The following is a 14,755-nucleotide window of genomic DNA, read 5'->3' as shown; positions in this document are numbered from 1 at the left end:
GCCCCGCGCGCCCCGGCCGCTCCTCGTGGGCCCTAACCGGTGTGCAGCATCAGGCCGATGCCCACGACCAGCAGGCCGGCCGCCGCGATCCGGGGCGCCCCGAACCGCTCCTTGAAGAAGACGGCGCCGATGGCCGCGCCCACGATGATCGAGGACTCCCGCAGAGCGGCGATCGGCGCGAGCTCCGCGCGGGTCTGAGCCCACAGCACCAGCCCGTACGCCGCGACGGAGAGCGCCGCGCCGAGGAAGCCGACCGCCGCGAACGGCCGCAGCACGGAGACGAGTTCGCCGCGCCAGCGGTGCACGGCGTACGCCGGGATCACCACGCCCTCCAGGGCCATCAGCCAGGCGATGTACGCGAGGGAGGAGCCCGAGGCGCGCACGCCCAGACCGTCGACGACGGTGTACGCGGCGATCGACGCGCCCGTCGCCAACGCCGCCCCGATCGCCGCCCAGTTGGGCCGGCGCCCGCGCAGCCCCCACAGGGCCACACCCGTCAGTCCCGCGCAGGACAGCGCGATGCCCGCCGCCGCCCAGCCGTCCGGCACCTCGTGCGCGAAGACCGCCGCGAGCGCGGTGACGATCAGCGGGGCGGTGCCGCGGGCGATCGGATAGGCCTGCCCGAAGTCACCGAGCCGGAACGAGCGCATCAGCAGCACGTAGTACGCGACATGGATCACGGCCGACGCGATCAGGTACGGCCAGGCCCCGGACGCGGGGAACGGCACGAACGGCACCAGGGCGAGGCCGATCAGCATGCCACCGCCCGCGATCAGCGTGAAGCCGACGAGCTTGTCGCTGATGCGGTGCGCGATCGCGTTCCAGCAGGCGTGGGTGACCGCGGCGAGCAGGACGGCCGCGGTGACGAGAGGGGTCACGCGGTCTGCTCGCGCACGTCCGCCAGCGTGGCCCCGGCGTGTGCGACCAGGCTCTCCGGGGCCATCGGGAAGACGACGTACGGGGTGCCCGCCGCGGCCCACACCGTGTCGTGGGCGAGCAGCGAACGGTCGGCCAGGACACGGGTCCTGGTGCGGTGGCCGAACGGCGGTACGCCGCCGATCGCGTACCCCGTGGTCTCCCGCACCACGGCGGCCTGGGCCCGGGTCACCTTCTCGGCCCCGAGCTCCTTGCGGACGAGCTCCACGTCGACCCGGGACGCGCCGTCCATGAGCACGAGCACCGGCACGCCGTCCGCCGCGAAGATCAGCGACTTGCAGATCTGGCTCAGCTCGCAGCCGATCGCGGCGGCCGCCTCGGCGGCGGTACGGGTCGCGTCGGGGAAGCGGCGGATGCGTGCGTTCAGCTCGTCCAGCCCCAGCTCGGAGAGGGCCTCGGCGAAACGTGGGTGGGCGGCGTTGTCTTCCGTGGCGGTCATGAGCAGCACGCTAGCGGTCGGTGTACGCGGCACGCGAACGAGTTCCGGCCGCCGCCGCGTGCGGACCGGGCCGCATCCGGGCCCGGTCCCGCCGTCGGTCCTAGTCCCACCAGAAGCGCCACAGCGGGGCGCCGACGAGGGACCGCGCGTACCGCGGGAACGGCGTCGGCGGATCGTCCACGATGTTGTCGGCCGTGGTCAGGAGGTGTTCGAGGGCGACGCGTTCGGCCTGTTCCACGGTGCGCGGCGGGCTCGCCACGGACACGTACAGCGTCGCCCCCACCAGGGTGAGGACACGGGCCCCGAAGCGGTCCTCCCAGCTGCGCAGCAGGGCGCACAGCAGGGTCTTCGGAGCGCCGCCGTACCAGTCGAGGAGCGCGGGGATGTCGGCGCTCCGCTCCGCGGCGACGAGACCGAGGCGGGCTTCGGTCAGCGCGTACGGGTCGTCGTCCACGAGGTGTGCGAAGGCGGCCCGGGCGGCCTCGTCGGGGTCGACGCCGCTGCCGGGGAGAGTGGCCGAGGCGAGTCCGGGCCACTGCTCGAAGGGCGGGCCGGGGTCGTCCTCCCACGGCTCGACGTCCTCGGGGCAGTCGAACGGCTCCGGCGGCCCGTCGGGCACGGCGAACCTGCGCCGCCGGTACTCGGCCCAGCTCCTGGCCAGTTCGCCTTCGAGGTCGAAGGCGTCGACCTCCGCGGGGTCGAAGGGGGCCGGGCGGACGTCGGAGTAGCAGAGGACCGGCAGCAGACCGGTCGCGGCCTGCTGCCGCTGGTGGCCGGTCCAGGCCGCATGCGGGTCGGCCGGGGGTCTCTCGGAGCACCACATGACCGGGGTGCCGTCCGGGGTGCCTATCAGGCGGCCGGCGGGCAGTCCGTCGGGGAGCGGGAACGTCATGCCCGGAGCGTAGGGCCGGCCACTGACAGCGCTCTTCGGGCGGTCTAGCTTCCGCTCTTGAGCAGGGCCGCCACGATCGGTCCGGCCGTGTCGCCGCCGTGCCCGCCCTGCTGCACGACGCCCGCCGCCGCGAGATCGCCCTTCCACGCGGTGAACCAGCCGTTCGGCTTCTTCTGGTTGTCGACCTCGGCGGAGCCGGTCTTGGCGCCGTAGTCCGGGCCGAGGCCGGACATCGCCTCCGCGGCCGTGCCGTACGCCGCCGTGAACTGCATGACCTCGCGCAGCTGCGAGAGGGTCGAGGCGGACATGGTGCGGCTCGCCTTGGCCAGTGTGCGGTGGTCCACCGACGGGGCGACCAGGTAGGGCTGGTGGAAGGTGCCGGCCTTGACGGTCGAGGCGACCGAGGCCATGTTCAGCGGGTTCATGCGGACGCCGCCCTGGCCCATCAGCTCCGCCGCCATCTGCGCGGCGCTCTGCACCGGGACGGCGCCGTCGAAGGACGGCACACCGATGGACCAGTTGTTCAGGCCGATCCCGAAGACCTGCTGGGCCTGCTTCGTCAGGTCGTCGTTCTCCAGCTCCTTCGCCTGGGTGATGAAGGCCGTGTTGCAGGACCGGGCGAAGCTCGTCTTGAACGTGCCGTTCTTGATCTCGAAGTCGTCGTCGTTGTGGAACTTCCAGCCGCCGTACGTCGCGGTCTTGGGGCACGGGTGCGGCTTGTCGGCGGAGGCGAGCCCCTTGTCGAACAGCAGCGACGCCGTGATGACCTTCATCGTGGAGCCGGGCGCGAGGGAGCCCTGGAAGGCGGTGTTGAAGCCGTGACTCGTGTTCGCGACGGCGAGGATCTCACCCGTCGACGGGCGCATCACGACCACCGACGCCTTCTCCTTGGCGGCCACCTGACGCTCGGCGGCCGACTGGAGGGCCGGGCTGAGTGTCGTCTCCACGGTGCCCGGCGTGCCCTCGCTCAGCGTCAGCAGGGTCTTGTCGGGGGTCTTCTGCGTGCCCTTCTTCGCGGCCTTGCGGACCACGCGCAGCTCGATGCCCGCCTTGCCGCCGGCCGTCTTGCCGTACTTCTCACGCAGTCCGTCGAGGACGGTGCCCAGCGAGGGGTACTTCGCGGCGGTCAGTTCCTTGCCCTCACGGTCGAGGGCCCTGACCGGGGGTGTGCCCGACTCGCCGGTGACGAGCCGGTCGCCGTCCTGGAGGTCCGGGTGGACGACGGACGACGCCCAGCCGACCAGCGGGACGCCGTCCTTCGCGCGCCGCACGATCGTCAGCTTCGACTCGTACGCGAGGGGCTTGCTCTTGCCCTTGTAGGTGACGGTGGCCTTGACGGAGAACGGGACGGCGGCGCCCGACCGCGTGCCGCCGGTCAGGGTCACACCGGTGATGTGCGCCTCTTCGGCGTAGCCGGTCAGCGTGGTGGCCGCGGAGGCCGAGTCGTCGGTGGCCGCGGCGGCCTTCGCGACGTCGCCGCTCTGCCAGGCGGTGAGGAAGGCCGTCGAGGCCTTGTGCACCTCGGCCGCGGACAGCGGGCCCGTCTTCACGGCCTTGCGGGTGGTGGCGTTCGATCCCTCGTCCGCCGCCGCTCCGCCGTACAGGCTGTAGACGCCGAACGCCCCGCCGATCGCGACGACGGCGATCGCCCCGCCGAGCACGGCGGGCTGCTTCGTCTTCCGCCGCTCGGCGACGCGTCTTCTCTTGCCCACAGCTACTCGTCCTCCGCTGAATACCCTGGTGCCCCCGTGGCCTCATGTTTCCAACGATGAGCACCACCCTAGGGTCCCGCCACGTCACGGGTGACTTCAGCCACCGGTTCGTAGCACAGCTGCGACGATCGGACCGGCGGCGTCGCCCCCGTGACCGCCTTCCTGGGTCATGGCGGCCGCCGCGACGTCGTTGCGGTAGCCGGTGAACCAGCTGTTCGACTTCGCCTGGCCGTCGACCTCGGCGGAACCGGTCTTGGCGCCGTAGTTCGGGCCGAGGCCGGCCATCACCTGGGCGGCCGTGCCACTGATCGCGGTGCGGTTCATCATGGCCCGCAACTGGGCGACCGTGCCCGCGGACAGGCCCTTTGCCGTGGCCAGCTCACGGTCGTCGAGGGCGCGCGGCACGATGACCGGCTGTCGGAAGACGCCGGTCATGGCGGTGGCCGTCACCGACGCCATGTTCAGCGGCGACATCTGGACCTGGCCCTGGCCGATCAGGTTGGCGGCCGTGTCCGGGCCCCCGGAGGCGGGGACGGAACCGTCGAAGGACGGGATCCCGGTCTTCCAGTTGTTCTGGCCGAGACCGAAGCTCTGCTGCGCCTCGTTCGTGAGCCAGTCGACCTTGAGGTCGTCCGCGTACTTCACGAACGCCGTGTTGCACGAGCGCGCGAACGACTCGGACAGGGTGGCGTTCTCGTTGGGCTTCATGTTCGTCAGATTGTGGAAGGTCTGGCTCTGCCACACGGCCTCGGACGGGCAGGGCGCGGGCCCGGTCGCCGTCGTGACACCGCGGTCGATGAACATGGCGGCGCTGATGATCTTCATGGTGGAGCCGGGGGCGAGCTTGCCGAGGAAGGCCGCGTTGAAGCCGTCCTCGCGGTGGTTGGCGACCGCGAGGACCTCGCCGGTGCTCGGCTTCACGGCCACCACCGACGACTCGTCGTACCGGCGGACGGCCTTCTCCGCGGCGGCCTGCGCGTTCGCGCTGAGCGTGGTGCGGACCTTGCCCGCGCGCCCCTTCGCGAGCACCACCAGCGGGGTGTCCGGGCTCTGGTCGCCGTGTCGGACGGCCAGCTCGATCCCGGGCGAACCACCCGCCGTGTCGCCGTACTTGTCGCGCAAAGCGTCCAGGATCGGCCCCAGAGAGGGGTACTTCTCCTTCGTCAGGACAACGTTGTTCCGGTCCACGGCCTCGATCGCCGGGCTCGCCGACTCGCCCGTGACCAGCGTGTCCCCGTCCTTCAGGTCGGGGTGCACGACGGACGGCTTCCAGCCGACCAGCGCCTTCCCCGTCGTCTCGCCCCGCACGACGCTCAGTTCGGAGTCGTACGAGAAGGGCTTGCTCTTCCCCTCGTACGACACCCTCGCGCTGACCGAGAACGGCACGGTCGTGCCGGACGGCGTGCCCGGTGTGATCCGTACCTTCGTGAGATGGGCCTCGGCGCTGTAGGAGGCCAGCAACGGCTCGGCCGCCGTCGCGTAGTTGGTGTACTGCGCCGCCTTGGCCGCGTCGCCCTTCTCCCAGGCCGTGAAGAAGGCCCGGCTGGTCTCCTTGACCTCCGCGCCGCTCGGCGGACCGGTCTTCACGGCTGCCGGTCCGGCCGTGCCCCCGTCCCCGCTGACCGCGGTCACCAGGTTGTACGCGCCGTACCCGGCGCCCCCCACCATCACCGTGAACACGCTGCCGATGACGACAGCCTTCGCCCCTCTGCGCATCCCGCCGCCCCTCCCCGTAAGCCTTCGCACTGTAGGCCCGGGCAGTGACAGCTGTGACCGGAGTTTCCAGATGTTGTCCGAAGAGAGATCAGAAACAGGGCCGAACCGGTCAGCGGGCCACACTCTTGAACGTTGTTCATTCATGGGTCTGTGCGAACAGTGCGAGGGCGCGGCGGATCGCCGCGCCCTCGCACCGGGTCGGAGCGCCGGGGGTGAGAGAAGGACCGTCAGCCGCCGGCCGGCTGCATCGCCGGGGAGGGTTCGTGCCCGCCCGTGTCCAGCCGGAACGGCGGGTACTCGTCGGTCATGAGGAACACGTAGACGAGCACGCGCAGTATCCAGCGCACCAGGCCCATGAGGAGATCGAACAGGCCGCGCGGGTAGGTCCCGGTGAACGCCAGGATCGCCACCGCGATCAGGGAGAGCAGGCCGATGACTCCGAAGGAGAGGGGGCCGTAGTCCTGCAGGTACCGGTAGGTGGTCAGGCCGCCGCCGACCATGACCGCGATCAACAGGAACTGCGGGATGGCCAGCAGCCACTTGACCAGGACCAGCCCGCGTGAGAGCCGCGCGGGATAGGCGACGTCGACGTGGACCGGGTAGCCGGGTACGTCCTTGAGTGTGAACGGTGGGTACTCGTCGGTGCCGAGCACCACGGAGGCGTAGTAGTCGACGCGCGTCTTCCAGCGTATGACCCCGACGTTGAAGTCGAAGAGCGGCCGGGGATAGCGCGCGGTGATGAGGATGCTGAAGAACGCGACGACGCTCACCAGCAGGAACGCGATCTGCAGGAAGAACAGGACGACGTAGTGCGGGACGGCGAGGAGCCACTTCACCAGCCACATCCATCGGGTGAGCCGGGGGTCCAGCGTCGCTTCGACGCGCAGAGGGTGGGGGGAAGCGGGAGGCATGACGCCACCGCCTTTCGTGCGGGGGAGGGGGGAACGCGTCCCGTGCACCGCGTCGCCGTGACTGTGCCGGACGGTGCGGGCGGGCCACTTGCTCCGTATGAGCCGTATGACCCATTAGCGCCCGCTGTGCGAAGCCCGTCATGCCCCGTGATCGCGTGGCAGGAGAACCCGTGACTTGACGGACGGCGACGCACCGGTGGCCGCGCGACCGCAACCTGGCCGGCGATCGGCGGCGGCCCCAACTCGCTTGCGGCTCCCGGCACTCGGCCGGTGGTGGCTGTGATGCGACTGTGATGTAGGGCGGTGCCGCTCGATGCCATGCTGCGCACATGTCTGATGAATCAGTCGACGACGAGGTCGCTCCGCCGCCTGCCTCGGCGCCGTCACGGCCCGGGCCCCCACGGGGGCGTCGGTTCCGGGGCGCCGTGGTGGCGTCGGCGGTCGCCGGGCTCGTGGTCGGTTCGGGTGCCGTCGCGCTGGCATGGAATCTGTCCGGGTCCGACGGCGGCCGGCCGTTCACGCTGGTGGGACAGGCGCGCATCAAGGGCAACCCCGGAGCCACGGGGTCCTGCTTGGGGAGTCACGAGTTGAGCGACATCGACAAGGGCGCACTGGTGACCGTCTACGACTCGGCAGGCCGGGTCGTCGCGACCGGGTCGCTGGGAAGTGGCGCCTACGACAGCTCCTCGAGGTGTGTCTTCCCGATCGCGGTGCGCGGGGTGCCGGGCGGATCGGCGTCGTACTCGGTGCAGGTCGGCTGGCACGGGAAGCACCGGATCACGAACGAGCAGGCACGGACCGGAGGCCTGGTCGTGACGCTCGACTAGCCGGGACCGCCCGTGCGCCGCGCGAGGCCGGCCGACGGAGGCCGGCCTCGCGCGGCGGGGTCCTGCCGGTCGGTCGGATCCGCGTCGAGGGTGCCCGGCGTGGTCGGTGCCCGGTTCGTTCGGGGAGGGATGTGCTGCGGGGTGGTGAGCCGGCTGGTCGCTGGACAGACGTCATGAACTCGCCGGATAGGCTGCCGCCTCTTGTAACGGCATCCTCCTGAAGAGGTGTGAATGAAGACAGGCAGACGAACCGTGGCGGTGGCCACGTTCGTGGGGGCGCTGGGGCTCTCGGTGCTGAACGCGCCGACGGCTCAGGCAGCGGACACAGGCATCACTGTGTCGGACATCGTCATCAACAACGGCAAGCCGATCGTCGTGGGCACGACGAAGGTGGTGGAGCCGCCCATCAGCTTCGACATCGCGCTGCCTTCCGGGTACAGCACCGCCGACCCTTTCCGCTACGACGCGTACCCCTTCCTGTATCGCGGCAGCATGCAGACGGCCGCCGACACCGGGGAGAACTTCATCGGGCCGGGCGGCTACACCTGCTACGAGAGCGACGCCAAGCACGCTCGCTGCGAGGGCAACCTCTACATCGACCCGCACCCGAGTCAGGATCACGTCGACTCCAACAGCGACGCCACGACCTGGAAGGTCGGAGTCTCGCTGAAGCTGTTCAAGGCCGATGGCGGCCTCAAGGCCGGGGAGCGGGAGACGCGGTCCACGACCGTTCAGTTGAAGCGCGCGGCCAAGGCGACCACCGACGCCTCGCCGGAGCCGGTCACCAAGGGCAAGTCGATCACCGTCACCGGCAAGGTCACCCGGGCGAACTGGGCCACGAAGAAGTACGACGCCTACAGCGGCCGTACGGTCAGCCTCCAGTTCCGCGCCAAGGGCGCCGACACGTACAAGACGGTCAAGAAGGGCACCACCAGCAGCACCGGGGGTCTGAAGACCACGGTCACCGCCTCGGTCGACGGCTACTACCGCTGGGTGTACTACGGCAACTCGACGACCGGCGTCGCCACCAGCACGGCCGACTACGTCGACGTGCGCTGATGCCCCGGGTGCCGGGTCGGGATCTTCCCGTCCTTGGCCCTGGCGTGCGTGACCCCCGTCCGGTCGCGTAGCCCGCGATCCGCCACTGCGGTCGGCTCGGCCGTGCGACGGCGATCAACCACGACAGCCACCGGCCGACAACGGCCAAGAGGGCGCGGCCACCGGCCGCGCCCTCTTGGTGTGTCCGCCCGGCTAGACCCAGGTGTCCAGCCACATCCGCGATCTCCAGTCGTCTATGGGGATCGAGGTGCCGGTGTACAGGGGCCAGAAGTAGATGAAGTTCCAGGCGATCAGGAGGACCAGGACGCCGGCGCCGGCCGCGCCGATCACGCGGCGGCGTTCTCCGCAGCCGGGTGGGCCGAGGATCGCGCCGATCAGCATGGCGACGGCCAGGCAGAGGAACGGCACGAAGACGACGGCGTAGAAGAAGAAGATCGTGCGTTCCTGGTACATGAACCAGGGCAGATAGCCGGCCGCGATGCCGCAGGCGATCGCGCCCGCCCGCCAGTCGCGGCGGAACGCCCAGCGCCACAGCACGTAGAGGACCGCGAGGCAGGCCGCCCACCACAGGAGCGGGGTGCCCAGCGCCAGCACCTCGCGGGCGCACTTGTCGCCCGCGTCGGCGGGGCAGCCGTCCTTGCCGGGCAGCGGGGACTCGTAGAAGTACGAGACCGGGCGGCCGAGGACGAGCCAGCTCCACGGGTTCGACTGGTAGGTGTGCGGCGAGGACAGCCCGACGTGGAACTTGTAGACCTCGTGCTCGTAGTGCCACAGGCTGCGCAGCCAGTCGGGCAGCCAGGTCCAGTGACCGCCCCTGCCGTCGGTCACCGCCCAGTTGCGGAAGTAGCCGCCCCTGCCGTTGTCCGGGGACAGGATCCAGCCGAGCCAGGAGGTGAGGTAGACGGCCAGCGCGACCGGGACCGTCGCGAGGAACGTGATGCCGGTGTCGTGCCGGAGCGCCGCGAGGTAGGGGTGGCGGGCGCCCGCCACCCGGCGCGAGGCCGCGTCCCACAGGACCGCCATGACGCAGAACGCGGCGAGGATGTAGAGGCCGTTCCACTTGGTGCCGATGGCCAGGCCCAGCATCAGGCCCGCGCCCCAGCGCCAGGGGCGCCGGCCGAGGCGGGTCGTCTCGGCGATGTGGGCGTCGGGGCGCACCACCCCGTCCCCGTCGGCGGGCAGTGCGGCCGCGAGCCGGGCGCGTGCGTGGTCGCGGTCGACGACCAGGCAGCCGAAGGCGGCCAGCACGAAGAACATGAGCACGCCGTCGAGCAGCGAGGTGCGGCTCATCACGAAGTGCAGGCCGTCCACCGCCATCAGCGCGCCCGCGAGGCAGCCGAGGAAGGTCGAGCGGAACAGCCGTCGCCCGATCCGGCACAGCAGCAGCACCGACAGCGTGCCGAGCAGCGCCGTCATGAACCGCCAGCCGAAGGGGTTGAACCCGAACATCCACTCGCCGAGCCCGATGACGTACTTTCCGACGGGCGGATGCACGACGTACGCGGCGTCGCTCGGGACGGTCACATGGCCGTTGCCCTGGAGGATCAGGTCGTTGGCGTCCTTGGCCCAGTTGACCTCGTAGCCGCGGTGGATGAGCGCCCAGGCGTCCTTGGCGTAGTACGTCTCGTCGAATATCACCGCCTTCGGGCTGCCCAGGTGCCAGAACCGCATCAGCCCGGCCATCAGGGTCACCAGCAGCGGGCCGCCCCAGCCGGACCAGCGCGTGATGCGCTCCGCGACCTCGTGGCGCAGCCCGAGCGTGGCCCAGATACGAGGGCTGGGCTCGGAGTACGGCGGTACGAGCCGGTCGCGCACATCGCTTCTGGGCGGCGCCGTGTAGCCGAAGCGGCGCAGCCGCAGCTGCCACGACGGCCACTGCGCGTCGGTGGCCTGCCCCTGCCGGGTGTCCGTGGAGGACGCGGTACTGGTCACCGCGCCATCGTAGGGAACAGGTCTGTGGGAGTCCCGTGCACCGGCCGTAAATGGGTGGAAGCCGCTGTCCGGGCGGGCACGAGAGCCCGGTTCCGACCGCACGCCCGAGCCGGATTCCGGGCGGGCGTGCGGGCGGAATCCCGGGCGGGTGCCCGCGCGGATCTCCGGGCGGGGCGGCGGCAGGGCGGGCGGCGACCGACACCCCCGGGCCCTGCGAGGATGGAGCCGTGACAGGAATCCTTGTGTTGGCAGGCACCCCCATCGGCGACATCGAGGACGCGCCGCCGCGACTCGCCGCGGAACTGGCCGGGGCCGACGTGGTCGCCGCCGAGGACACCCGCCGGCTGCGCCGGCTCACCCAGGCGCTGGGCGTGCAGCCCTCCGGACGCGTCGTGTCCTACTTCGAGGGGAACGAGGCGGCCCGCACACCGGAGCTGGTCGAGGCGCTGGCCGGCGGAGCGCGGGTGCTGCTGGTGACCGACGCCGGCATGCCGTCCGTGTCGGACCCCGGCTACCGGCTGGTCGCCGCCGCCGTGGAGAAGGACATCAAGGTCACCGCCGTACCCGGCCCCTCCGCCGTGCTCACGGCGCTGGCGCTGTCGGGGCTGCCCGTGGACCGCTTCTGCTTCGAGGGCTTCCTGCCGCGCAAGGCGGGCGAGCGCCTGTCGCGGCTGCGCGAGGTCGTCGACGAGCGCCGCACCCTCGTCTACTTCGAGGCCCCGCACCGGCTCGACGACACGCTCGCCGCGATGGCCGAGGTGTTCGGGACGGAGCGGCGCGCCGCCGTCTGCCGGGAGCTGACGAAGACGTACGAGGAGGTCAAGCGGGGTCCGCTGGGCGAGCTCGCGGCCTGGGCCGTCGAGGGCGTGCGCGGGGAGATCACCGTCGTCGTCGAGGGCGCCGCGCAGAAGGGGGCCGAGGAGCTGGACGCCGCCGAGCTGGTGCGCAGGGTGCGGGTGCGTGAGGAGGCGGGGGAGCGGCGCAAGGAGGCCATCGCGGCGGTGGCCGCGGAAGCAGGTATTCCCAAACGTGAGGTCTTCGATGCCGTCGTCGCGGCAAAGAATGCCGAACGAAGCGCCCCATAGAAGGGCAAAGGGCTGTGCCGCAAGGCAAAGCCCAGGCCGGGTGGCGGGACCTTTCCGACAAGGAACGGCCAAAACGGATCCAACAGTCGACAGGCCTGATGCGTTCGCGTGCGCGAAAGCGTCCACTGGTTGAAGGGACGCACCCGTCCCTCGCCCCCGTTCACCGGGGGCGCTCGTCCAGCGGACAACAGGAGCTGGCATGAGTGAGATCGCAGGACAGACCGGGCATCGCAGCGCGGCGACCGCCGTCGTCCATGAGTCGTACTCCTTCGCCTGCATGCGCTGCGGGCACGGCTGGGAGCAGTCGTACGAGATAGAGCACCACCTCGACGCCGAGGGCAGTGAGTTCGTGATGTACGTGGCGAACGGGCACGTCGTGCCGTCGCCGCTCAGCCGGCCCACCTGCCTCAACTGCGACAGCCATGTGGTGCGCATCATGCGCGCCGGTCAGGTGTCCTCCGCTCTGAACTCCATGCACGCCGCGCACCCGCACCGCGCGGTGCCCCGGCAGCCCGAGCAGGCACCGCGGGAGCAGGGCGGCGACGGCGCGGCCCCGGCGGAGCCGAAGGAGCCGCACCACTGGCACCTCTCGGACCTGCTGCACCCGTTCCAGCACCGCAAGGCGGGATGACCTTCCTCGGGTGAGGGCCGGCATGCCCCTTTCGTAGGATCGGGGCATGCCTTCCTCCGCCTCCGACAAGAACGCCGCACCCCCGCTCCCCGAGCCCCTGCGGGTGCCCGTCGCCGACTCGCACACCCATCTCGACATGCAGTCCGGCACGGTCGAGGAGGGTCTCGCCAAGGCCGCGTCGGTCGGAGTGGCGACGGTCGTCCAGGTCGGCTGTGACGTGAAGGGGTCGCGCTGGGCCGCCGAGACGGCCGCCGCGTACGCCGCCGTCCACGCGACGGTCGCCCTGCACCCCAACGAAGCGCCGCGTATCGTGCACGGCGACCCCGACGGCTGGTCCCGGCAGGGCGCACGGCGCCCGGGCGGCGAGGCCGCGCTGGACGAGGCGCTCGCCGAGATCGACCGCCTCGCGGCACTGCCGCAGGTCAAGGGCGTCGGCGAGACCGGGCTGGACTACTTCCGCACGGGCCCCGAGGGCAAGGCCGCGCAGGAGCGCTCCTTCCGTGCCCACATCGAGATCGCCAAGCGGCACGGCAAGGCCCTCGTCATCCACGACCGCGACGCCCACGCCGATGTGCTGCGCATCCTCAAGGAGGAGGGCGCGCCCGAGCGGACCGTCTTCCACTGCTACTCGGGCGACGCGGACATGGCCGCGATCTGCGCCGGCGCCGGCTACTTCATGTCCTTCGCCGGCAACATGACCTTCAAGAACGCCCAGCCGCTGCGCGACGCGCTGGCGGTGGCGCCCCTGGAGCTCGTGCTCGTCGAGACCGACGCGCCCTTCCTGACGCCCGCGCCGTACCGCGGACGGCCCAACGCGCCGTATCTCATTCCGGTCACGGTGCGTGCCATGGCCGAGGTGCGCGGTATCGACGAGGACGCGCTGGCGACCTCGATCTCCGCCAACACTGCGCGCGCGTTCGATTACTGACGGATAACGGTTCCCGGGGTTCTCCCTGGTCACGCGCGGGTCATTCGCGGGGGAGTGTCGCGACACAGCGTAGTCGCGTTGCTTGGGAGAGTGACGACCGCTCCGCTAGGTTCTGGTCGCCCATTCCGGAACCTGGAGCGTGTCGTCGTGAGCAGCTCGCAGTACGAGACGTATGGAACGACTGGTGTCACCACCGATGCGACGGGAGCGCCGCACCCGGACGAGACGCCGCCGTACGCGCCGCCGTACGACGACGAGACACCGCCGTACCCGGAGCCCGCGGCGCCGCAGGGGAGCGAGGGGCCGTACCGCCCCGCCTTCCCGGACACCTACCGGCCCGCGTACGAGTCGCCCCGGGTGCCCCGGCATGAAGCGCCGACGGAGCCCCTGCTGTCCCGGCATGAGGCGCCGACGGAGCCTCTGCTGTCCCGGCATGAGGCGCCGACCGAGCCCCTGCTGCCCCGGCAGGAACCGGACGCGGGCGCCGGCCGGCCGACGGCAGCCGTGGGGGAGCCGCGGCCCGGCGGGCGGGCCGAGGTGCGGCGCGCGGCCCGGCGCAAGCGGACCGCCGAGCGCCCCGACCCGCTCCGGCGGCTGCTCCCGCAGGCACTCGTCGTCGCGTTCCTGGCCGGAGGCACCTCGGCGTTCGTCGCCAGCGACAAGGCGATCGAACTCACCGTCGACGGGAAGTCGCGCACCCTGCACACCTTCGCGGACGACGTCACCGAGCTGCTCGCCGAGGAGGGCGTGCGGGTGGGCTCGCACGACGTGGTGGCGCCCGCCCCGGGCACACCGCTCGCCAGCGGCGACGAGGTCGCCGTCCACTACGGGCGTCCCGTGGAGCTCACCCTCGACGGGCAGCGGCGCCGGGTGTGGACGACCGAACCCACCGTGGAGGGGGCGCTCAGACAGCTGGGGGTGCGCGCCGAGGGCGCGTACCTGTCGGCGTCGCGGTCCCGGACCATCGGACGCACGGGCCTCGACCTCGCCGTCCGCACCGAGCGCACGGTGACGATCATGGCGGACGGCCGGGCACGGACCATCCGCACGAACGCGGCGAGCGTCCGGGAGGCCGTCGAGGAGGCCGGCATCACCCTGCACGGGCAGGACACGACCTCCGCGCCGCCCGGCAGCTTCCCGCGCGACGGCCAGACGGTCACCGTCATGCGGATCACCGGCAGCCGGGAGGTCCGCGAGGAGGCCATCCCGTACGGGGTGCGGCGGACCCAGGACCCCTCGCTGTTCAAGGGCACCGAGGTCGTCGAGCAGGCCGGGCGGCCCGGGGCGCGCCGGGTCACCTACGCCCTGCGGACCGTCAACGGCGTCCGGGAGCGGCCGCGCCGCATCGGGGCCGAGACGGTGCGCGAGCCGCGGGTGCAGCTGGTGAAGGTCGGCACGAAGCCGCTCCCGATGTCCGTCGGCGGCGCCGACGACCTGGACTGGGCCGCCCTCGCGGCCTGCGAGTCCGGCGGCCGGCCGCACGCGGTCGACCCCTCCGGCACCTACGGCGGGCTCTACCAGTTCGACAACCGCACCTGGCACGCCCTCGGCGGCAAGGGCCGTCCCCAGGACGCTCCCGCCACCGAGCAGACCTTCCGGGCGAAGAAGCTGTACGTGCGGCGGGGAGCCAGTCCCTGGCCGCACTGCGGGGCCCGGCTGCACGGGTGAGCGCCCGGCCCGCGGCCCC

Annotated in this window: 13 protein-coding genes; 6 read left to right on the top strand and 7 right to left on the bottom strand. The window is 71.7% G+C overall.

Annotation, left to right across the window (positions count from 1 at the left end; genetic code table 11):
* Positions 1-32 precede the first annotated feature (32 nt).
* The 6 genes from ABEB03_RS18260 to ABEB03_RS18235 all read right to left on the bottom strand — a co-directional run bounded on the left by ABEB03_RS18260 (position 33) and on the right by ABEB03_RS18235 (position 6,606).
* Positions 33-878, bottom strand: coding sequence for a DMT family transporter (locus ABEB03_RS18260; protein ID WP_345649746.1), 846 nt, complete (start codon positions 876-878; stop codon positions 33-35).
* A complete protein-coding gene (locus ABEB03_RS18255) occupies positions 875-1,375 on the bottom strand; it encodes a YbaK/EbsC family protein (RefSeq protein ID WP_345649743.1) in 501 nt (166 codons plus the stop codon). Before ABEB03_RS18255 ends, ABEB03_RS18260 begins: the two co-directional genes overlap by 4 nt.
* A gap of 100 nt (positions 1,376-1,475) precedes the next feature.
* On the bottom strand, positions 1,476-2,267 hold the full coding sequence (locus tag ABEB03_RS18250; RefSeq protein WP_345649740.1) for a DUF4253 domain-containing protein: 792 nt from the start codon (positions 2,265-2,267) through the stop codon (positions 1,476-1,478).
* Between the two features lie 44 nt (positions 2,268-2,311).
* Positions 2,312-3,979 (bottom strand): penicillin-binding transpeptidase domain-containing protein, encoded by a 1,668-nt coding sequence (locus ABEB03_RS18245; RefSeq protein WP_345649738.1) that lies wholly within the window; start codon positions 3,977-3,979, stop codon positions 2,312-2,314.
* 96 nt (positions 3,980-4,075) lie between these two features.
* The gene (locus ABEB03_RS18240; protein ID WP_345649736.1) at positions 4,076-5,695 is read right to left on the bottom strand and encodes a penicillin-binding transpeptidase domain-containing protein; all 1,620 of its coding nucleotides are present in this window, start codon (positions 5,693-5,695) and stop codon (positions 4,076-4,078) included.
* A gap of 227 nt (positions 5,696-5,922) precedes the next feature.
* Entirely contained in the window at positions 5,923-6,606 is a 684-nt protein-coding gene (locus ABEB03_RS18235) for a DUF4389 domain-containing protein (RefSeq protein WP_345649734.1), read from the bottom strand.
* Between the two features lie 329 nt (positions 6,607-6,935).
* Here ABEB03_RS18235 and ABEB03_RS18230 point away from each other — a divergent pair, with 329 nt between their 5' ends.
* Entirely contained in the window at positions 6,936-7,433 is a 498-nt protein-coding gene (locus ABEB03_RS18230; protein ID WP_345649731.1) for a hypothetical protein, read from the top strand.
* 231 nt (positions 7,434-7,664) lie between these two features.
* On the top strand, positions 7,665-8,492 hold the full coding sequence (locus ABEB03_RS18225) for a hypothetical protein (protein WP_345649728.1): 828 nt from the start codon (positions 7,665-7,667) through the stop codon (positions 8,490-8,492).
* A 192-nt stretch (positions 8,493-8,684) separates the two neighbouring features.
* Here the strand turns inward: ABEB03_RS18225 and ABEB03_RS18220 are convergent, their stop codons facing one another.
* A complete protein-coding gene (locus ABEB03_RS18220; protein ID WP_345649725.1) occupies positions 8,685-10,424 on the bottom strand; it encodes a dolichyl-phosphate-mannose--protein mannosyltransferase in 1,740 nt (579 codons plus the stop codon).
* 227 nt (positions 10,425-10,651) lie between these two features.
* On the opposite strand from ABEB03_RS18220, the gene rsmI reads away from it, so the two are divergent.
* From rsmI to ABEB03_RS18200, 4 genes are all read left to right on the top strand, one after another.
* Positions 10,652-11,509, top strand: coding sequence for a 16S rRNA (cytidine(1402)-2'-O)-methyltransferase (rsmI, locus tag ABEB03_RS18215; RefSeq protein WP_345649721.1), 858 nt, complete (start codon positions 10,652-10,654; stop codon positions 11,507-11,509).
* Positions 11,510-11,708: 199 nt separating this feature from the next.
* Positions 11,709-12,140, top strand: a complete 432-nt coding sequence (locus tag ABEB03_RS18210; RefSeq protein WP_345649718.1) for a hypothetical protein — start codon at positions 11,709-11,711, stop codon at positions 12,138-12,140.
* Between the two features lie 46 nt (positions 12,141-12,186).
* Complete coding sequence (locus ABEB03_RS18205; protein ID WP_345649715.1) at positions 12,187-13,068, top strand: TatD family hydrolase; 882 nt, start codon at positions 12,187-12,189, stop codon at positions 13,066-13,068.
* A 147-nt stretch (positions 13,069-13,215) separates the two neighbouring features.
* Positions 13,216-14,736: a ubiquitin-like domain-containing protein gene (locus ABEB03_RS18200; protein ID WP_345649712.1), complete on the top strand. Its 1,521-nt coding sequence runs from the start codon at positions 13,216-13,218 to the stop codon at positions 14,734-14,736.
* Positions 14,737-14,755 lie beyond the last annotated feature (19 nt).

The sequence above is a fragment of the Streptomyces siamensis genome (assembly GCF_039543605.1).
Lineage (GTDB): Bacteria > Actinomycetota > Actinomycetes > Streptomycetales > Streptomycetaceae > Streptomyces > Streptomyces siamensis.
Note: the sequence above shows the minus strand (reverse complement) of the source record. Positions and strands in the feature narration are given on the sequence as shown.